This window comes from Streptococcus sp. ACS2, assembly GCF_000525585.1.
Taxonomy (GTDB): domain Bacteria; phylum Bacillota; class Bacilli; order Lactobacillales; family Streptococcaceae; genus Streptococcus.
In genome coordinates this window covers 11685-31487 of record NZ_JALT01000009.1, presented here as the reverse complement: position 1 = coordinate 31487, position 19803 = coordinate 11685, and the positions used below count along the sequence as shown (strand labels likewise).

The 19803-nt window shown below is 41.1% G+C and carries 15 protein-coding genes; 6 read left to right on the top strand and 9 right to left on the bottom strand.

Annotated elements, in window-relative coordinates; genetic code table 11:
- Positions 1-2 precede the first annotated feature (2 nt).
- Positions 3-752, bottom strand: coding sequence for an adaptor protein MecA (gene mecA / locus HMPREF1517_RS00405; protein WP_037598906.1), 750 nt, complete (start codon positions 750-752; stop codon positions 3-5).
- Between the two features lie 206 nt (positions 753-958).
- On the opposite strand from mecA, the gene HMPREF1517_RS00400 reads away from it, so the two are divergent.
- The gene (locus HMPREF1517_RS00400) at positions 959-1330 is read left to right on the top strand and encodes a DUF3021 family protein (RefSeq protein ID WP_037598903.1); all 372 of its coding nucleotides are present in this window, start codon (positions 959-961) and stop codon (positions 1328-1330) included.
- Positions 1331-1390: 60 nt separating this feature from the next.
- Here the strand turns inward: HMPREF1517_RS00400 and HMPREF1517_RS00395 are convergent, their stop codons facing one another.
- Positions 1391-2245, bottom strand: coding sequence for an undecaprenyl-diphosphate phosphatase (locus tag HMPREF1517_RS00395; protein ID WP_037598902.1), 855 nt, complete (start codon positions 2243-2245; stop codon positions 1391-1393).
- Between the two features lie 205 nt (positions 2246-2450).
- On the opposite strand from HMPREF1517_RS00395, the gene HMPREF1517_RS00390 reads away from it, so the two are divergent.
- Together HMPREF1517_RS00390 and HMPREF1517_RS00385 are read left to right on the top strand one after the other, a co-directional pair.
- The gene (locus HMPREF1517_RS00390) at positions 2451-3998 is read left to right on the top strand and encodes an ABC transporter substrate-binding protein/permease (RefSeq protein ID WP_037598901.1); all 1548 of its coding nucleotides are present in this window, start codon (positions 2451-2453) and stop codon (positions 3996-3998) included.
- Entirely contained in the window at positions 3998-4738 is a 741-nt protein-coding gene (locus HMPREF1517_RS00385; protein WP_002886432.1) for an amino acid ABC transporter ATP-binding protein, read from the top strand. Before HMPREF1517_RS00390 ends, HMPREF1517_RS00385 begins: the two co-directional genes overlap by 1 nt.
- 89 nt (positions 4739-4827) lie before the next feature.
- Here the strand turns inward: HMPREF1517_RS00385 and HMPREF1517_RS00380 are convergent, their stop codons facing one another.
- Positions 4828-7395, bottom strand: a complete 2568-nt coding sequence (locus HMPREF1517_RS00380; protein ID WP_037598900.1) for an SEC10/PgrA surface exclusion domain-containing protein — start codon at positions 7393-7395, stop codon at positions 4828-4830.
- A gap of 298 nt (positions 7396-7693) precedes the next feature.
- On the opposite strand from HMPREF1517_RS00380, the gene HMPREF1517_RS00375 reads away from it, so the two are divergent.
- A complete protein-coding gene (locus HMPREF1517_RS00375) occupies positions 7694-8284 on the top strand; it encodes a VanZ family protein (protein ID WP_037598898.1) in 591 nt (196 codons plus the stop codon).
- A 299-nt stretch (positions 8285-8583) separates the two neighbouring features.
- Here the strand turns inward: HMPREF1517_RS00375 and rpsO are convergent, their stop codons facing one another.
- The gene (rpsO, locus tag HMPREF1517_RS00370; protein ID WP_008535715.1) at positions 8584-8853 is read right to left on the bottom strand and encodes a 30S ribosomal protein S15; all 270 of its coding nucleotides are present in this window, start codon (positions 8851-8853) and stop codon (positions 8584-8586) included.
- A gap of 148 nt (positions 8854-9001) precedes the next feature.
- On the bottom strand, positions 9002-10159 hold the full coding sequence (locus HMPREF1517_RS00365; protein ID WP_037598897.1) for an MFS transporter: 1158 nt from the start codon (positions 10157-10159) through the stop codon (positions 9002-9004).
- A gap of 107 nt (positions 10160-10266) precedes the next feature.
- Here HMPREF1517_RS00365 and HMPREF1517_RS00360 point away from each other — a divergent pair, with 107 nt between their 5' ends.
- Positions 10267-10905 carry a Crp/Fnr family transcriptional regulator gene (locus HMPREF1517_RS00360; protein WP_037598896.1) on the top strand — a complete coding sequence of 213 codons (639 nt, stop codon included), beginning with the start codon at positions 10267-10269 and terminating at the stop codon, positions 10903-10905.
- A 93-nt stretch (positions 10906-10998) separates the two neighbouring features.
- Entirely contained in the window at positions 10999-11613 is a 615-nt protein-coding gene (gene def, locus HMPREF1517_RS00355; protein WP_003095026.1) for a peptide deformylase, read from the top strand.
- Positions 11614-11738: 125 nt separating this feature from the next.
- On the opposite strand, the gene ilvA is transcribed toward def, so the two are convergent.
- From ilvA to HMPREF1517_RS00335, 4 genes are all read right to left on the bottom strand, one after another.
- A complete protein-coding gene (gene ilvA, locus HMPREF1517_RS00350) occupies positions 11739-12989 on the bottom strand; it encodes a threonine ammonia-lyase IlvA (protein WP_002889741.1) in 1251 nt (416 codons plus the stop codon).
- A 110-nt stretch (positions 12990-13099) separates the two neighbouring features.
- Positions 13100-16645 (bottom strand): glycoside hydrolase family 66 protein, encoded by a 3546-nt coding sequence (locus tag HMPREF1517_RS00345; protein WP_037598895.1) that lies wholly within the window; start codon positions 16643-16645, stop codon positions 13100-13102.
- 384 nt (positions 16646-17029) lie between these two features.
- Positions 17030-17473: a D-aminoacyl-tRNA deacylase gene (dtd, locus tag HMPREF1517_RS00340; RefSeq protein ID WP_037598894.1), complete on the bottom strand. Its 444-nt coding sequence runs from the start codon at positions 17471-17473 to the stop codon at positions 17030-17032.
- Between the two features lie 12 nt (positions 17474-17485).
- Positions 17486-19705: a RelA/SpoT family protein gene (locus HMPREF1517_RS00335; protein ID WP_037598893.1), complete on the bottom strand. Its 2220-nt coding sequence runs from the start codon at positions 19703-19705 to the stop codon at positions 17486-17488.
- Between the last annotated feature and the right edge of the window lie 98 nt (positions 19706-19803).

Below are 19803 nucleotides of genomic sequence, written 5' to 3'. Positions count from 1 at the left end.
TCTTAGCTCCATTTCGTTGCTTGTAGTACCGGCAAGGCGTCCTCTTCCATCAAAATTGTTGCATGCTCTTGCAGGTAGGCACGTGTTCGGTCTGCCACATTCGCATATTCAAGAAAACGCGCATACATATTGTTCGCGTAATAATCAGGCTCATCAGCCAAGTAAAGAAGGAGTGTCATATAGTAGACATCCCCAAGTTTATAAAGCTCAGAACCTTCAACAGGTACATCCTTCAAGCCTTGTGTAAAGGTCACTACTTGATCAAAGTCAGAGAAAGCCAAGACATAGTGGGTATAGTCTTCACGAATATTTTCTTCAGCCACTTCCTTGGTAGGCTCTGTCATAGCCTTATCAACTTCTTCCAAGGTCTTCTCAAGTTCTTCGAGCTTATGGTGTGCTTCGATATCCCCCTTGTCCATAAAGTTACCTTCAAGAGCCTTGAGGAACTCTTCTGGAGAAAGCCCTGAGTAGTCGTCCATATCTGACAAATCGTTGAAATCAAGGTCTTCCTTAAGATCTGATTTAGTCACAAAGACATCCACACGGTCCTTGCGTGGCGTGACACGGAAGCTCAGCATCCCGCTATTTTTAAAGTTATCAGGCAAGTCCAACTCATCCATGACAGTGTAGAAAAATTCCTCTGTTTTTTCCTGGGGAATCAAGAAATCTTTCAATTCCATACCATGTTCTTCAAGATCTTCCATGGTAATCATGATTTTTAGAGTTGTCTCGCTTATTTGTTTCATTTCCATATGTAAAAAACCTCGCACGAGTAGTTATTTCATTATACTAGAAAAGCCAAGAGATAGCAATTTCTGAGCAAGTTTGCGTCTTATTTAGGATAGGGTTTCTAAAAACTTCTTAATGCTAACAAAACCTTGTATTTCCCCATTAATACCTGTCATCTCCCCCAGAAAGTTGTATAATAAAAGTGAATCTATACGTGGAGGTGATGACCATGACTGCCTACAAAAAAGGGTGGCTACAAGCTAGCATTGCTGGGGGAATAACGAGTTTATTGACGCTCCTTCTCTACTTGTCGGGGCAACCTCATCAAGTAAACAAATCTACCTTTCTTACGGGGCTAATTGTCGCCATCATACTAGCAACTGCTCCCATTTACGACGATAACCGTTTATCGCTCAAACAGCAATCACTGCTCCACTTCTCTATCATGTGTGTTACCATTCTTCCAATCCTCTGTTTGTCCGGATGGTATCCCTTGCATAATGTCGTGGACTTCTTGAAAATCCTAGCTAGCTTCTTAACTTGCGGACTGGTCCTATGGTTGCTGGCTTATCTCATCTTTGGAAAATTTATCCACAAATGATTTCAAAACCAGATAAAAAAGGACTCCAATTGAAGTCCTTTTCAGTTTACTTAAAAGTAATTATCCAAAAATAAGTTTAACAGCTCCATAGAGAAGCACAATAATACCAAGTACGATACGGTATTTTCCGAAAACTGTAAAATCATGTTTCTTAATGTAATTCATCAAGAAGCGAATCACGAACAAGCTGACAACAAAGGCTGTCACACTAGCTACCAAGAGAATAGCTGCTTGTCCACCTGTCAAAGTATTTCCGTCAATGAAGTACTTAACTGCCTTAAGCCCACTGTAACCAAACATGGTTGGAATACCAAGGAAGAAAGTGAAGTCAGCAGCTACGCTACGACTAGTACCAACGATGATACCCCCAAGAATAGTAGCACCTGAACGGCTTGTCCCTGGAATGATACTCAAGACTTGGAAAAGACCAATATAGAAAGCTGTCTTGTAAGACATACGTGCCAAATCCGTTACCTTAGGCTCTACACGTCGATTGCGGTCCTCAATCCAAATAAAGGCAATCCCGTAGACCACCAACATGATAGCTACTACAAAGAAATTACTGAGATGAGCCTCCATCCAGTCATCTAAAAGAAGCCCAAAGAAGGCTGAGGGAATACAGGCAATGACCACCTTAAGCCAAAGTTGCCAAGTCAACTGCACTTCACGTGCTGTCTTACCAGGTTGGAAGGGATTCAAGCGTTTAAAGTAGATGACCATAACCGCAAGAATAGCACCAAGTTGGATTACGATATTAAACATATCAATGAAATCTTTACTCTGTCTCAAGTTCAAGAATTCATTAACCAAAATCAAGTGACCTGTAGATGAAATAGGTAGCCACTCTGTGATTCCTTCGACAATCCCAAGAAAGACTGCTTTTAGTAATTCAATAATAAATTGTGCCGTTTGCATAATTATCTCCGTTTTAAAATGCTAGCCCCATCATACCAAAAATGATCAGGGCTCCAAACCGTCCTTCCCATTATATCAAATTACAACTTGTATTTGAAGACAATCTTGATATAGAGATTGTTTTTCTAATCCCAGCTTATTGTCATTAGTCCTAATTTCCTGTAAAATAGTAAGGTATGACATTTTTATAGGAGACATTGTTTCAATGAAAAAAATTATTGTAGCCTGCTTTGCAGCGCTCCTCCTCGTTTTTGGTGGGGTATCAAGCGCTCAAGCAGACGAGTATCTCCGTGTCGGTATGGAGGCTGCCTATGCACCTTTCAACTGGACGCAGGACGATGACTCAAACGGAGCCGTTCCAATCGAAGGTACTAAACAGTATGCCAACGGTTATGACGTGCAAATCGCTAAAAAAATTGCTCAAGCCCAAGGTAAGAAACCCTTAGTGGTCAAAACAGCTTGGACAGGTTTGATTCCTGCCCTCACTTCTGGCAAGATCGATATGATTATCGCAGGTATGAGTCCAACAGCTGAACGTCGTCAAGAAATTGACTTTTCAGATAGCTACTACCGAAGCGAACCTGTTATGGTTGTTAGCTCTGATGGTGATTATGCCAACGCTAAGAGTCTCAAAGACTTCAAGGATGCTAAAATCACAGCTCAACAAGGGGTTTATCTCTATAATTTGATTGACCAAATCCCAGGTGTCAGCAAACAAACCGCTATGGGAGACTTCGGTGCTATGCGCCAAGCCCTTGCATCTGGTATCATCGATGGTTATGTTTCAGAGCGTCCTGAAGCAAAAACTGCCGAAGAAGCTAGCTCAAAATATAAGATGATTACGCTTAAAGATGGTGGTTTCCAGGTTTCAGACGATGACGTCTCCTTGGCCGTCGGTCTTCGCAAAGGAGACAGCCAGCAAATGGAACAAGTCAATAAGGTCCTTGCTGGAATCAGCCAAGAGGAACGTGTTAAACTGATGGATCACATCATTGACATCCAACCCGCAGATAAGACTGATGAGGCTAAAAAAGGAAACTTCTTTAGTCAGATGAGCAATATCATCGCTAAGAACTGGCCACAATTCTTACGTGGTACAGGAATTACCCTTCTTATCTCAATTATCGGTACAGTTGTGGGTACTTTCATCGGTCTTATGATTGGTGTTTACCGCACAGCTCCTAAGGCTGCTAATAAATTTGTAGCCTTGCTCCAAAAACTCTTCGGTTGGGTTCTTAATGTCTATATCGAAGTTTTCCGTGGTACGCCAATGATTGTACAATCTATGGTTATCTACTACGGTACTGCCCAGGCCTTTGGTATCAATATTGATCGTACCCTAGCAGCTGTCTTCATCGTTTCTATCAACACCGGAGCCTACATGAGTGAAATCGTTCGTGGTGGTATCTTCGCCGTAGATAAAGGACAATTTGAAGCTGCAACTGCTCTTGGATTTACCCACGGTCAAACCATGCGTAAGATTGTTCTTCCACAGGTTATCCGTAACATCTTGCCAGCTACTGGTAATGAGTTCGTTATCAATATCAAGGATACCTCTGTTTTGAACGTTATCTCTGTTGTGGAACTTTACTTCGCAGGTAACACTGTCGCAAGCCAAACTTATCAATACTTCCAAACATTCTTTGTTATCGCAGCAATCTACTTTGTCCTTACCTTCACAGTGACACGCATCTTGCGTTATGTAGAACGCCGTTTGGATCAAGATACTTACACACAAGGAGGGGTTCACTAATGACTGAGACGATTTTAGAAATTAAAAACCTCAAAAAATCATACGGAAAAAATGAAGTCCTCAAAGATATCTCCCTCAGTGTCAAAAAGGGTGAGGTTATCTCAATTATTGGTTCTTCAGGTTCAGGGAAATCAACCTTCCTTCGCTCTATTAACCTACTTGAGTCACCTTCAGGTGGTGAAATCCTCTATCATGGGGACAACGTCCTTGAAAAAGGTTACGACCTCACTACCTATCGTGAAAGACTCGGTATGGTTTTCCAATCCTTCAACCTCTTTGAAAACCTTAATGTCTTGGAAAATGCTATCGTAGCTCAAACAACTGTTCTCAAACGTGACCGTAAAGAAGCTGAAAGCATCGCCAAAGCTAACTTGGAGAAAGTTGGTATGGGGGAACAATACTGGAAAGCTAAACCAAAGCAACTTTCAGGGGGACAAAAACAACGTGTAGCAATCGCTCGTGCCCTCTCTGTTGATCCAGAAGCCATCCTCTTTGACGAGCCAACTTCAGCCCTTGACCCAGAAATGGTAGGGGAAGTACTCAAGACTATGCAGGAGCTATCTGAAACTGGTTTGACCATGATTATCGTTACCCATGAAATGGAGTTCGCACGTGATGTTTCAGACCGTGTCATCTTCATGGATAAAGGGGTAATTGCTGAACAAGGTAGCCCAGAACAAATCTTTGAAAATCCTAAAGAAGAACGTACTAAGGAATTCCTCAAACGTTTCTTGGGTTAAAAACAAAAAAGTTAAGGTTTCGGCCTTAACTTTTTTAGATTCTCAGACATACAAAAAAACGGCAGTTGCCGTTTTTTTGTCTATAATGATTAGTTACGACGTGTACGTCTGTCAACGAAACCAAGGAAGGCCAATAGTGTCATGAAGAGACCTACAAGACTGAATCCTGCTGCAGTTGACTCACCTGTTTCTGGCAAGCTGTCTGCTGCTTGTACAGGAGCTTGTTTCTCAGCTTTTGTTTGACCATAATTTACAGGAACTTGAGCTACAGTTTGAGCTGCTTGTTCTTGTGTTGTGAAAGCAATAACTTTACCATCTACATCGTAAACAGGTACTGGTGTAAGACCTTTGGATGTAATGTTAGCGAACTCTTTAGCCAATTGTGTTTGACGCTCTTTGTCTGCCTTAGCTTTCATGTAGTTATCGAAGGCTGTTTGAACAGTCGTGTATTCGCTCGTTAATTTATCACGCTTAGCTGACAATTCAACAAGTTTCGCACGTTCAGTTGAAAGAGCTGCTTTCGCCGCAGTAAATTTGGCAAAGGCTGTTGCACGTTCTGCTTTAGCTTTAGCTAGGTTACCTGAAGCATTTGTAAGGGCTGCTACACGGTTCTTAGCAGCAGTCAAGGCTTGGTTAGCTTGTGTCAATGCTACTTGTTTCTTAGCAGTATCTTGCTTAGCAGCGTTGTAGGCATTTGTCAAACGTTGCAAGGTTGCAGAACTTGTCGCAAGTTTATCTTTAGCTGTTTTAAGCTCTGCTTGTTTTTCATCAAGAGTTGCTTGAGCTTTGCTAAGGGCTGCTGCTTTTTCTTGTGCGTTAGCATTAAGGTTTTCAACTGCAGCGTTAGCTTTTTCCAATTCTGATTTAGCAGTTGCAAGGGCTGCTTGTTTTTCAGAAAGGTTATTCTGAGCAGCTGCCAACTTGCTTGCAGTCGCTTTAAGAGCTGCAAGTTCTGACTGAGTATTCTTAAGCTTAAGAGTTGCTGACTCAGAAGCCGCTTTCTTGCTAGCCAAGTCACTTTGAGCTTGATCGTTAGCTTGCTTAGCAGCTTCATAAGCTACTTTTGCAGCAGCAAGATTTGCATTTGAAGATGATTGAGATTGGTTACCTTCATATGGGTTAGCAATCTTAGTTGTGTCAAAGCTACTATCAGAAGCGATAGAATTTTTATTGACATTGTTTACGTGAACGTTAAAGGCACCGGCAACAACACTGATGTCTGTTCCAATGTAAGACTCACCACCATCTGCTGTAAGTCCAGAGATAGAACGAGCATGGTTCCACTCATTACCGTTAAACATGAAGTCAAGCATAGCTTCATAGACATATTTCTTAATGTCGTTAAGGGTAAATGGTCCTGTCAAACCTTGCCATGTATTAAGATTTTCACCAATACTTACACTATTAAATGACTTACCAGCACGGTCAAGGGCGGCACTATCATGTCGTTTATGGGTAATAGCTTCCCAACCCCAGTTATCTGCTACATAACCGTCTGAAACACGGTCAGCCGCAAGAACACTACCTTTTGAAACAGATGTTTGAGTTGTACCAAAGGCTGTACGAATTTGGTTAATCAAACTTGAAGCATACAATGACAAATCTGTAATTTGAGCTTCACTAAGGTTATTCAAATCACTAATTTTAACATTTTTATCCGCTTCATTATCTTGATAACTATTGTTACCACGATCACGTTTGTTAACGTTCTTCAAGACTTGTTCAGCTTGAGCTTTTTCCGCTGCTGTCGCTGTTTTAGACTCATGAATCTTAAGAGCATGGACATACTCTTGTGACACTGAGAATTTTTGACGAACATTAGCTGTTGAAGTTGTTGAAGATTCTGCTTTTTTCTTAGCTGCTTCAGCGGCTGCAAGAGCAGCTGCCTTTTCATTAGCTACTGTTTGAGCAGTCTCATAAGCTGCTTTAGCTTGGTTTGCTGCATTTTGATCTACAGTCAATTGCCCTTCTTTAGCTGCAATAGCAGTAGCTTTTTCTTTATCAGCTGCCTGAGCGGCTGCCAATTCTTCTTGAGCTTTTTTCTCAGCTGCTGTTGCAGCATCAAAAGCTGATTGTGCTTTAGCTTGGTTTGAAGCTGCCTCAGAAGCACTAGAACCATTAAGAGCTGCTTTAGCGGCATCTACTGATTTTTGAGCATTAGCCACTTCAGTAGCTTTAGCATTGACATTAGCTTGATCTGTATTAACGACAGCTTGCTGTTTGTCTGCTGCATCTTTAGCAGTTTTTTCTGCTGATTGAGCTGTTTCGACTGCTGACTTAGCTTCCTTAGCTGCATTTTCAGCAGTAGTTACTTGACCTTGAGCGGCAGCAATAGTTTCTGGACTTGCTTCATCGGCTGCTGTTTGTGCCTTTTGCAAGTTAGAATCTGCTGTCGCTAGGTTTGCTTGAGCCTGGTTTGCAGCTACTTCATGATTAGCAACAACTGACTCTTGTTGCGATACTGCTTGATTTGCAGCGCTGGCTTGTTCTCTAGCCGCTTCGACTTGGGCTTGAGTTGGGACAGCTTGTGTAGCTGTCGATGATACTGATGCTGTTGTTGAGGCTTGATCGTTTGTCGTTACCTCATCAGCTTTAGCAACTGTAGCAGAAACTGCAAGTGCTGCAATTCCAGCTGTCGCCAAAACCTTTTTATTCATAAGACGAACTCCTTTTTATGTTAAAAATTCACTACTATATAATAACATTTTAATAATCTCGAAACAAGGTGCTGACTCCTAATTTTTAAAATTTAATTATTTTATAAGCTTTCATAGCCTGTTTACAAAAATCATTAAATTGTTAGTCAAAAGTAGAGTTGCTGTTTCAAAGTCCTTTTTTAGTCTTTGATTCTGCCTTATCCTTTTATTCTATCAAAACTTCGTTACAGTTTCTTAACTTTCTTTAAACGTTTTTTTGATATAATGTGTACTCATCATATGCAAATGGAGGAGCAAAGTGGCAAAAACATTAAAAACATTGAGTAACATCTTACTAGGAATCCTCTCACTGGCCTTGTCTTATTGGTTTTATAGGGGGTATCTCGAACAGTACGTTCATTACATCGCCCATTATGGCTCCTACTTTCAAGTCTTACTCAACCTAGTCATTATTGTCCTGCTTAGTTACTTTGTCTACGCTTTTTTGAAACTCCTTCTTACTAGACAGCTGAAAAAACAGACACTGCTCCTACTCTACTTCATTTACTTTCTTGCTCTCTTCTACCTACTTTTCTTGAAAAACGTTGGTACCCAAGGTCTCTCACTTAATCCCCTTTCCTTCGCTCGGGAATTATACTGGGGGAGCCACTTCGTTCCCATCATGAACCTATTAATGTTCATTCCTCTGGGACTCCTCTTTTCTTCACGATTGAGTAATCTCCTACTTTGTCTCCTGACCCTTTTCACCGTCGAATCCATTCAGTACTTCGGACATTTGGGAGTCTTTGATTTAGGAGATATCGCCTTAAATATGCTAGGTATCCTTGTCGGAACCGCTATCCATCAACTCCCTCAATTTCAAACAGTTATCAAAAAGATTTTAAGATAAAGAAGCCTCCAGAATTAAACCTGGAGGTCTTTTGCTGGCTCTATAGATCTATCATCGTAAGAAATTCTTAAATGAATACAGCAAAACTGCCCTCTGAATCTAAAGAGCTGTTCTGAACTCGGGCTAAAATCCTAGTGAAAAAGAAAAACTGCCCCATCATAGAGCAGTTCCATTTTCGTGTATTCAATTGAACAAGGCCTAAGCACTTGGCAAAAAAGATAAAATCTCCTAGAAACTGAAGTTTCTTCGTCAATTTTCCTATTTTTGCTTTGTGCTTTTAACGGTCTTTGTATCTTGAATTAACGACGAAGTCCAAGTGAGCTGATCAACTCACGGTAACGGTTAACATCTGTGCGGCGAAGGTATGCCAACAAGTTACGACGGTGACCGATTTTTTTCATCAAACCACGGTAAGTAGCGTGGTCTTTTTTGTGTTGTTTAATGTGGTCGTTAAGGTGGTTGATTTCCCAAGTAAGGACAGCAACTTGAACCTCTACTGAACCAGTGTCACCTTCGTGACGTGCGTATTGAGCAATGATTTCATTTTTTTTCTCTTTTGAGATTGCCATGTTTTTTCTCCTTTTTTTGCTCCATCCGAGTCTTAGGATTGGCTCTCCTAAAACCAAGAAAGAGTTGGTTTGTCTTTACGACCTCTCTATTTTAGCTCATCTACTAATCTTTGTCAATCACAAGATTCGCTGTTTAGATTTCTACATCTTAGACTTTTTTTGTCATTCTTGATTTCATCAAAAACCCAAGGAAAAGTAGGAAACTTACTATAGCATAGGCTAGGAAAATCCAACTAAAACTTGGAGATACAAGTGCCAATAATTTCAAAACATAAGGAGAGAGGGCAGACCCTAGGTTACACCCCAAGAGGACATAGGCTGTCGCTTTGTTCAACAGATTTCTAGCAATACGCTCAGAAAGTTGGTTAAAGATAATTGTCAAAACAGTACTATAGAAGAAACCAACACCAACTGAGGATAAAATCAAAATCGGTAAGTTACTAGCCACTGACATCCCAAAGAGACAAACCGCCAATAAAAACATCACTATATGCAAAAGATGATTCTTAAAATATCCTATAAGAGAAGCGAAACTTAGTCCAGCTACAATTCCAATTCCCTGCTCTAAACTAAGTACTAAAGCTGATTGCCCACTCGCAATGGTCTTACCAGCAACCTGAAATAGAGGCACGCGCAAACTAATCGAAGAATTAATACAGATGACAAATCCTGCTAAAAGGGCCATGCCAAGGATCATACTAAGGTCTTTTTTGTTTAGACCTTGTTTACTTTTTGTAATCTGCTTCCTCTCCACCTGATCCATCGTTGGCACAAAAAGGAGGTACATGGTCAGAATCACAAAACCAAGACCATAAATAAGGAAGGCAAAGGTCCAATGGATTTTCAATAGTTGACCAACCAAAAGAGAACACGAAGCTCCACCAATCAACTCCATGGAGCCACGAATACCTAACATCTGAACCCGTTCTTTACCTTGAAAACGTTGACTGATGATAGCAATCGCCTTAGCATTGATAAGGCCAATCCCCATCCCAAAAGCTGTACGTGACAGTAAGACAAGAGGATAGGCTTGTACAAAAAAAGGAAAAATCCCAGCACTACTAAGTAAAAGCAATCCAGTCACAATTAGCTGTCTATCACTTAGCCATTTGTCAATAAATGAATTAAGTAAGAGCATCGCTACTACGGAAAATGAAGGGACAGATACTAAAAGCTCCACTTGCGCGGCAGAAAAGGTTGGGCTATAGTAGTCCAACATAGGTGGTAGCGCTGTTGAAATCGAAAAGGCCGAAATCAAGAGCAAGGATAGCCCAAGTAGGCTCATTTTTTCTAAAATTCGTGTCATAATATAGGGATTAGAACATCCTTTCCTTACTTGTCTGATCGTTATTTTTTCATTATAATCTAAGGAGACTTTAAAAAATAGGACCTAGGTCCTAAAAAAGGAGATGTATGCGTAATCATGACATAAGACCTCAACTTGATCAGGTCTTCCCCCCCCCCTACCTCGACCAATTACAGAAAGTCACCTTTCAAAAGAATGATTATATTTGTACCCAAGGAAAAGCTATCACAGAGCTAACCTACATTTTGTCAGGAAAGGTAAAAATTGTGCGTTCTCTCTTCAATGGTAAAGAACATATCCTAGAAATGCTTAACCAGCCACAAATATTTGGAGATGTAGAACTCATGATCAATCAACCAGCAGGGTCATCAGTCATTGCTTTAGAAGAGGTTCAAGCAGTTCAGCTCCCTTTAAATAATAAAGAAGAGCTCCTCAAAGACTCCGTTTTTCTCTATCAAATTGGGCATAACCTAGCCATGGCACTGCATAAACAGGGTATTACTGCCTCAACAAATGCAAGCTACTCTGTCAAAGAGCGTCTGGCTACTCATATGTTGAGTATTGAGGAAGAAGGTGTTTTTCAACTATCACCATCTATCCTAGCTGCCAGTTTTGGGACTAGCTATCGCCATGTGCAACGAGTCATCAAACAATTTATCGATCAAGGAATTATTGAAAAAGAAGCTTTTAAGACCTATCGTATTTTACAACGACAAACCTTGGAAAAACTGGCTTTTATCGATTAGAAAAAGCCTCACTTTAACCCTTGATGGTTTAATTTTCAACCCTTTTGTGCTATAGTTATAAACAAGTAAATCAAAGAAAATAGAGGTAAACAAATGGACGCTCAAACCAAAATTATCCGCGCCAGCCATATGATTGATATGAATGATATCATTCGCGAAGGAAACCCAACCTTGCGTGCTGTCGCTGAAGATGTAACCTTCCCACTATCAGACGAAGACATTATCCTAGGTGAAAAAATGATGCAGTTTCTTCGTAATTCACAAGATCCTGTTATTGCTGAAAAAATGGGACTTCGTGGGGGAGTCGGTCTTGCAGCCCCACAATTGGATATTTCAAAACGCATTATCGCGGTTCTCGTTCCAAACCCTGAAGACGCTGAAGGTAATCCACCAAAAGAAGCATATAGCCTTCAAGAAATCATGTACAACCCTAAAGTAGTTGCCCATTCTGTTCAGGATGCTGCTTTGGGTGATGGAGAAGGATGCCTCTCAGTCGACCGCGACGTTCCTGGTTATGTGGTTCGTCATGCTCGAGTAACTGTTGAATACTACAACAAAGAGGGCGAAAAGCAACGTGTTAAGCTCCGTGGGTACAACTCAATTGTTGTTCAACATGAAATCGACCATACTAACGGTATCATGTTCTACGACCGCATCAATAAAGACAATCCATTCGCCATTAAAGATGGACTCTTGATTATCGAATAAAGAAAGCCTCAGTAGCAATACTGAGGTTTTAAGTTGAAGATAAGGCCTTAGTGCCTCCGTATAGCTGGGTTAAAGTAGAAAAGAACCGACTTTGTCAGTTCTTTTTTCATTATGTGAACCTGTCCTCAGACAAGCATATTGTAAAGTGTTTCGTTACCGTGAAGGTTGATATAACTTGGGTCAAAGGCTGAAAGACGCTCGAGAAGTCCATCATAATCGTCCTTATCACTAAGAGCGATACCAATGAGAACTGGACCTTTTCCTTTATTAGCACGTTTGATGTACTCAAAACGAGTGATATCATCATTTGGTCCCAAGATATCATTTACAAATTCACGAAGGGCACCAGGACGTTGTGGGAAGTTAACCACAAAGTAATGCTTGATGCCATCGTAGATAAGCGCACGTTCTTCCATCTCTGGCATACGGTTAATATCATTGTTACCACCTGAAATGATGCAGACGATGGTTTTTCCTTTAATCTCATCTTTAATCACTTCCAAAGCTGCTACTGATGCTGCACCTGCGGGTTCTGCAATGGTACCAACCTTAGAGTACATATCAATTAGGGTTTCTGAAATCAAGCCTTCATCAACTCCCAAGAGACGATCAACATATTTACGGGCAACTTCATAGGTCTTGACACCTACCTTTTGAACAGCAATCCCATCCGCAAACTTATCAATTTCTTCGAGTTTTATAGGATAACCACGGTCAAAGGCAGCACGCATACTACGAGCACCACTAGCCTCAACACCAATAACTTCCATAGATGGTGCCACATCCTTGATATAAGTAGCCACACCAGAGATAAGGCCTCCGCCACCTACTGGAACCAAGATACTATCGAAGGAAACACCCTCCTCTTGAGCCTGCTCATAAATTTCATAAGCAACTGTTCCTTGACCCGCTTGGACATTATAATCGTCGAATGGATCAATGAAAGTCATGCCTTCAGACTTGGTATATTCCTGTGCTGCTTGAGCAGAAGCATCAAAGGTATCTCCCACCAATTTGATTGTTACAAACTTGCCACCAAAGAAACGGACTTGACCAATTTTTTGGAGAGGCGTTGTTACTGGCATAAAGATGGTTGCCGGAATCCTCATCTCGTTACAAGTGTAGGCAACCCCTTGAGCATGGTTGCCGGCTGATGCACAAACCACACCACGCGCCTTATCCTCATCACTCAATTGATGAATAGCATAGTAGGCTCCTCGCAATTTGAAAGAGCGTACCTTTTGCATATTTTCTTTTTTAATATAAATGGTCGCCCCGTATTTTTCAGATAAGTAGCGATCAAAATCTAGTGGTGTGCGTTCCACCACGTTTTTTAAGACTTCATTAGCCTTTACGATATCATTTGCAGTAATCATTGGCTCTCCTTTGACACAATATTCAAACTATTTCTATTGTATCACAATTTTCAGAAAAAATAGCAGCCAGTATAAAGAAAACTCCTTGTTTACACAAAGAGTTCTACTTATTATTTATCAACTTTTTTTGACATCAAGAAGTTACGAAGAGCTGCAAGGGTTGCCGCACCTGCAAGGACAATGGCTGTAAGGACAGCTACAGCATGTTCTCCCCACTTGTGAGATTTTGCTGTTTTAGCAATTGTAGCCTTAAGATCTTCAGTTGTTCCTTTTTCACCTGCTTGCGTCGTTGTCTTACTTGCAAGGTTAAGATCTTGACTACCACTGTAAGTGTTATCTGACGAAACTGTATTGATAAGGTCTTGACGGCTACTGCGAGTATAGCTAACATTTGTTGTAATGCTATCAATCATCTCAACAATATTTCTGATTGTAGTTGCATCGTACAAGCCACCCTCAGTATCTTTCAAGATTGATACTGCTAATTTTTCAATAGAAGCTTCTGAAGAAGTTGCTACCATAGAGTAAGATTCTGAGCTTGCTGTTTCTGAATATCTTGCATAATTGCTAAAGAGTGACGCTGCTTCTGTAATCGTTTCAGAAGTACTTGGTAAGTTTTCTGAGACGCGAGGAGCTGCAGAGAGTCTATTCCAACTATTGATGTTTTCTGATAGTCCATCAAGGATGACTTCCTCAGACGTGCTCACTGTTTCTGAAATTGCCGAAGTCACTTCTGAAGTGCTCACTTGACTTTCTGATTCTGTCAATGAAACAGCTGGTTCTTTAACTACTTCTGATTCTGAAACGACTGTGCTGATTGAATTCTCTGATTCAGATGCTGAAGTCTCTGAAGTTGATGCTTCTGAACTAATTTCAGTTTCTGATGCTTCCGATGATACTGTTGAACTTTTTGATACTTCTGATGAGGCTGTTGAGTCAGCTGTGCTTGTGGCCTCTGAAGCTGGTGTAGTGATTGAATCTGACGCTACTGCACCTTGATCTGTATTAGATATTGAGTTGTCATCTTTCTTATCATGTGCGGTCTCTGATACAGCTATTGCCACTGGAACAGCTGCTGAGTTTACTAACTCGTCAACTGTTGGTGCTGGTTTAGTTATTTCATCTAGTTTAGGAGCTTCAACAGATGGTTTCGTATCAGTTGGAGCCTCTGAACCTTTGTTTACTGTTGTATTTTCGGATTTAGCTGTTTCTGAGCTTGCTTCAGATGTTACGGTATTGTCTGCTTTCTTACCAGCTTGGTTAGTAACTGGTTTCAAGATAACTGGTTCTACCGGTGTTGCTGTTGTGTCTTCCTTGATATAGAGCATGTTCCAAAGCGTTAGTTTAGGAACTGAAATGACAAGTACTGGTTGACCATTTTCATCTGTTTCAAGGCTTGCTTGTGCCTTCTTCATGCTTGAAGTTGCCCAATCATCTGGTGACGTCACATAGACTTGATCAGCAATTTTAGCTGCTTCTTGGGCTGTTTTACTTGCTAGACTAAGACGAACTGTGAGATTTTCTTGAGCGTCCGGTGTTTTATTATCCGCATACCCCTCTTCATTATGCCAGCCCGCATTGATGCCCATCATGTTAATCATTTGAACAGTCGAGAAACCTTTTCCTGATTTAGCAAATGTCCAAACTTGATCTCCTGTCACACCTAGAGCACCCTTAGAAAGGATTTCACCAGCAGCATTCTTGGTAGATACAACCTGAGTGCTGTTAGTCACACCCTCACCACGGAGAAGATTTTCATAAGCAGTGATAAACTGTTGGTAATTGTAAAGCTTACGAATAGTGTTCTTAGCCACACTGAGGTATTGAGTTGGGTAATAAGCACTTTGAAGGACGTTTAGGGCTGCATTAGCATTGGCAAGGGCTGCAATGGACATGTGATAGCCACCGGCTGCAGCTACTGTCGCATCTACGAGAAGAGTCGCGTCAGCTTGCAATGGCTTACCTGCAAGAGCATCTTTACCAGCACCGTTAGTTGCTTTTCCACCAGGAACAGTATAATCAATACCTGGTTCTTCCATGTAGGCACCAACGATAAGTGATTTACCAGTTTTATTGCGTACCATATCGATACGTGCTTTCAAATCACCATAGGCAATCTGCATACGTCCTGGAATAACTGAACCACCGTTTGTCCAGAGCTCATTATAAACAACATCTTGACGTGCCTTGGCTAATTTATCATCATTACCACCATTGACATCATTGATTGTGATGTAGTACTTTTCACCAATGAGGTCTTTCATAGCATTAATAAATGACGCATATGAATCAGACATCATGTATGAGTCAGCCTCGTCTGAGCTGTTACGGTGCTCATAATCAGTCACACGGTTGTCACCAATTGTATCACCTTGCCAACCATCGAAGCCCATACGATCCATAGCTGATTTCATGACACCCGCAATGTATTTCTGCCAATCTGGATTAGCCGGATTATAGTAAACTTGAGTTGGGTTATCACCGATAGTGTAAGTCATCGGCTCACCCTTCTTACCAAAGCTATCGTAGAAGTTATAAGCCAAAGCAGCAAGTGGAAGGGCTGGATTCTTTGGATTTGAATCTGCTGAAATCATGTTATAAAGCATGGCAACAGCACCTGACTTATGAACTTGGTCAACCAATTCTTTAACAGCCTTAGTGTCAACCTGAGTATGACTCCAGGTATTCCATTTTTGAACAAAGCTATCAACACCCTCTGGGAAAGGATCTGTAGCTTCACTATAAGCATCATAGAAGAAATATGAGTTGATATTCATAGACTTCATGAGCTCAAGCTCTTTACGGTAGGCTTCAAGATTTTTAACAAGAATACTGTTTTGATCCGTTGGCGAACCTGCTACGATACCGTAACGTGGGAAAACTGTCCAATCATCTTCAACAGACAAGCCAGCACGCTTGCTTGACAAAGTACTACCTGATTTATCGTTGACACTGATTGTCACCAAGTAACCTGTATTGTTTGTCAACCACTCTGACGCTACTGTCAAGTTTGAAACCTTAGCTGAGGTTCCTGCCACTAGCGTAAGGTCAACGTTATCTTGACCGATGATTTCTGAAGCATGTTGAAGTGTCAAGTTGACAGTCATCGTCTTAGTTTCTGCTGTTGGATTAGACACAACAACAGAATAGTTAATATCACCATCTGTCTTGCTATAAGCAGCTTTTGTTGTTTCTGGATCTGTCAAGTAAGCATCACCATTTAAGTTTTGCTCTGTCACTTCTGTAACTGGTGTCACTTGAGCAGTTGAATGGCGTCCTGCTTCAGTAGCATTATCAGATGATGATGTGATGGTTTCCACAGCAGCTGACTCAGGATCTAGTGCTTCACTGGCTACAAGCATTTCTGAGCTAGCACTCTCTGCTGTCACAGCTTGTGAAAATATTGTAGAAGCTGTTGCTGTTGTTGCAGTATCTGTCGCAACAGCGGCAGATGATGGACCTACTTCTGTTGTCGCAACTGGAGCAACTGCCTCCGTTGGTACCACCACCAAGTTATCTGCTTCAGTTGTAATGACTGGTTTTGTTGCTTCTGAACTGACCATGCTATCTGCCTTGGCGACCTGATTCATCCCTAGGACACCGCCGGCTACAAACAACCCTGATAATAATTTAGTTGACGCTACTTTCTTTGACATATCTCTCTATCCCTCTAAAAAAAGTTTAAATCACCTCGGCGTTTCAAATTATCACTATTGGTATTTGCATGCTGTGAACTCGAGTTATTTTTTAGTTTCATAAAAATCGCTTGGTGTTTCTTATGAAACTAATGTTAACTTAATCTTTTTTGTAAGACAAGGGAATTTCCGGCAATCCTCGTAAACGGTAATTTTTTCATCATGAATGGTCAGATTTTTTCAGAAATTTGAGAACGACATTTTCTAATTTCATTAAATATCCACTTGGTTAAGCCTACTTAAAATAACAAAAATAAATCCCAAATAATGAAAATCAAGCACCTAAATTGCCCATACGATGAGAGTAAAAAAACCACCTCTCACACAAGGCGAGAAATGGTTTGTTTATCGATTTTTAGTATCTAAAATAATGGTCACAGGTCCGTCATTGACCAGACTAACCTGCATATCTGCACCAAAGCGTCCTCTTTCTACAGGAACATGTGTTGACAAGGATTGGTTGAAATCGTCATAGAGCTGGCTAGCCATGTCAGGCTTTGCAGCACCTGTAAATGCTGGTCGATTCCCTTTTTTCGTATCTGCAAAAAGCGTAAACTGAGAAATCGACAAAATCTGGCCACCAATATCCTTAACAGAAAGATTCATCTTGCCATCTTCATCTGAAAAAATACGCATATTGACAATCTTACGAACTGCATACTCTAGATCTTCTTTGGTGTCCTCTGGACCAACTCCGACCAAGAGTAAGAGCCCCTGTTTAATAGCACCAACCGTAGAATCCTCAATAACCACAGAGGCACTTTGCACGCGCTGAATCACAATCTTCATCGCAGTAACTCCTTAACCATTCGTACGTTTAACACTGTAAACATCAGGGATAATTTTAATCTTATCCACTAGACCAGTCAATTCAATAAGGTTTGCAATTTCAAAGCTAACGTGAATATTGGCAAACTTCATGTCCTTAGTTGGTTGCGCATTGACCGTCGCAATACTCTTAGTCGTATTTGACAAGATTTGAAGAACATCATTCAACAGACCTGAACGGTTAAGACCATAGATGTCAATCTCAGCCAAATAAGATTTATTAGCATTACGCTCATCCCACTCTACTTCAATTAACCGTTGTTCATAACCTTCCTGACTCTTGATATTATGGCAGTCTGAACGGTGAATGGCGATACCACGTCCTTTAGTGATGTAACCTTCAATTTCGTCTCCAGGCACTGGGTTACAGCACTTGGCAATACGCATGAGGAGACCCGACGCACCTTGAATGATGACGCCATTTTCACTCTTAACCTTAAGAACTTCTTTCTTCTCAGTCTTAACTTCGCCACCGTTCATTAGCTCTTCAGCTTCAGCTTTTGCCTTAGCACGCTCTTCCTCGCGGCGTTCTTTTTCTGTCAGACGATTGAAAACAGCAGCAGCACTAATTTCGCCAAAGCCAACAGCAGCATAGAGAGCTTCTTCACTACGCACACTCATACGAGGGAGAATTTCCTCAATATGTTTCTTGTCTAGGTACTTATTGGCAATGTAGCCATGCTCTTGGAAGTAGGCAATCAAAAGCTCACGACCCTTGGTGATAGAAGCTTCCTTATCCTGATTCTTAAAGAATTGTCGAATTTTATTTCTGGCCTTAGTTGTTTTGACCATCTTAATCCAGTCACGACTAGGACCAAAAGAATTGGCATTAGTGACAATCTCAACCACATCACCTGTCTTAAGTTTGGCAGTCAAGGGCACCATACGGCCATTAACCTTAGCACCTGTAGCCTTCTCTCCAACTTGGGTATGGATAGCATAGGCAAAGTCAATAGGTCCTGAATCTTTAGGCAATTCCTGAACAGCACCATTTGGCGTAAAGACATAAATACGCTCTGAGAAGATATCCTCTTTAACAGAGTCTACAAATCCCATAGCATCACCATTTGAGGCATCTTGAAGTTCAACAAGATCTTTAATCCAGTTCATTCCCAAAGCGGACTCTTTTGAATCTACTTTGCCCTTAATCCCTTTCTTGTAAGCCCAGTGAGCTGCAACCCCGTATTCGGCAACTTGGTGCATTTCCTTGGTACGGATTTGGATTTCAATAGGTCCTTTTGGTCCATAAACCGTTGTATGGATAGACTGGTAACCATTGGATTTAGGATTGGCAATATAGTCTTTGAAACGGCCAGGCATCGGACGCCAGAGCTCATGAATGTATCCCAACATGGCATAAACATCACTGTGCGTCTCCATGACACAGCGAATGGCAATCAAATCATAAATTTGATCAAAGCGCTTCTTCTTATCACGCATCTTACGATAAATTGAGTAGATGTGTTTGGGGCGGCCATAAATGTCTCCGACAAGTCCCTGTTCAGAGGTATAGGTCTTGATTTTAGCGACAATCTCATCCACAAGTTCCTCACGTTCACGGCGTTTTTCCTTCATCATGTGGGAAATTTTGTAGAATTCCACCTCGTTAAGGTAACGGAAGGCCATATCTTCCAGTTCCCATTTAATACGGCTGATACCCAAACGGTGAGCCAAGGGAGCATAGATTTCCATTGTTTCACGAGAAATACGCTCTTGCTTGTCCTTACGAAGATGCTTGAGGGTACGCATATTATGCAAACGGTCTGCCAATTTAACCAAGATAACACGAATATCCTTAGACATGGCCATAAGCATCTTACGGTGATTTTCAGCTAGTTGCTCCTCGTGTGACTTGTACTCGACCTTACCAAGCTTGGTAACACCATCTACGATATTTCGTACATCCGTACCAAAATCCGTTTCCAAATCATCGAGCGTTTTTTCGGTGTCTTCAACGACATCGTGTAAGAAACCACAGGCTACTGTCACTGCATCAAGATGAAGGTCTGCCAGGATACCTGCCACTTGAATAGGATGAATAATATAAGGTTCTCCTGACTGACGAGATTGCCCACTATGAGCATCTGTCGCATAATGCCAGGCTTTTTCAACTAATTTCAAATCATCTGCTGACATGTAGGCCGAGCAAATGTCTAAAATTTCTTCTCCTGTTACATTTTTATCTTTAGCCATGATTTCTTCCTTCGCTTCTTTTAATAACCTTTATTTTATCACTTTTACAAGTAAAGAAAAAGAGCTAGATAGGCAATTATTAACTGCAAGGAGCCAAC

What these genes read in the sequence shown, in the direction of transcription:
- HMPREF1517_RS00390 (WP_037598901.1), top strand. Translation starts at nt 2,451, where the DNA reads ATGAAAAAAATTATTGTAGCCTGCTTTGCAGCGCTCCTCCTCGTTTTT.
- rpsO (WP_008535715.1), bottom strand. Translation starts at nt 8,853, where the DNA reads ATGGCAATCTCAAAAGAGAAAAAAAATGAAATCATTGCTCAATACGCA.
- HMPREF1517_RS00365 (WP_037598897.1), bottom strand. Translation starts at nt 10,159, where the DNA reads ATGACACGAATTTTAGAAAAAATGAGCCTACTTGGGCTATCCTTGCTC.
- HMPREF1517_RS00385 (WP_002886432.1), top strand. Translation starts at nt 3,998, where the DNA reads ATGACTGAGACGATTTTAGAAATTAAAAACCTCAAAAAATCATACGGA.
- HMPREF1517_RS00360 (WP_037598896.1), top strand. Translation starts at nt 10,267, where the DNA reads ATGCGTAATCATGACATAAGACCTCAACTTGATCAGGTCTTCCCCCCC.
- ilvA (WP_002889741.1), bottom strand. Translation starts at nt 12,989, where the DNA reads ATGATTACTGCAAATGATATCGTAAAGGCTAATGAAGTCTTAAAAAAC.
- mecA (WP_037598906.1), bottom strand. Translation starts at nt 752, where the DNA reads ATGGAAATGAAACAAATAAGCGAGACAACTCTAAAAATCATGATTACC.
- HMPREF1517_RS00400 (WP_037598903.1), top strand. Translation starts at nt 959, where the DNA reads ATGACTGCCTACAAAAAAGGGTGGCTACAAGCTAGCATTGCTGGGGGA.
- HMPREF1517_RS00335 (WP_037598893.1), bottom strand. Translation starts at nt 19,705, where the DNA reads ATGGCTAAAGATAAAAATGTAACAGGAGAAGAAATTTTAGACATTTGC.
- HMPREF1517_RS00380 (WP_037598900.1), bottom strand. Translation starts at nt 7,395, where the DNA reads ATGAATAAAAAGGTTTTGGCGACAGCTGGAATTGCAGCACTTGCAGTT.
- HMPREF1517_RS00345 (WP_037598895.1), bottom strand. Translation starts at nt 16,645, where the DNA reads ATGTCAAAGAAAGTAGCGTCAACTAAATTATTATCAGGGTTGTTTGTA.
- dtd (WP_037598894.1), bottom strand. Translation starts at nt 17,473, where the DNA reads ATGAAGATTGTGATTCAGCGCGTGCAAAGTGCCTCTGTGGTTATTGAG.
- HMPREF1517_RS00395 (WP_037598902.1), bottom strand. Translation starts at nt 2,245, where the DNA reads ATGCAAACGGCACAATTTATTATTGAATTACTAAAAGCAGTCTTTCTT.
- def (WP_003095026.1), top strand. Translation starts at nt 10,999, where the DNA reads ATGGACGCTCAAACCAAAATTATCCGCGCCAGCCATATGATTGATATG.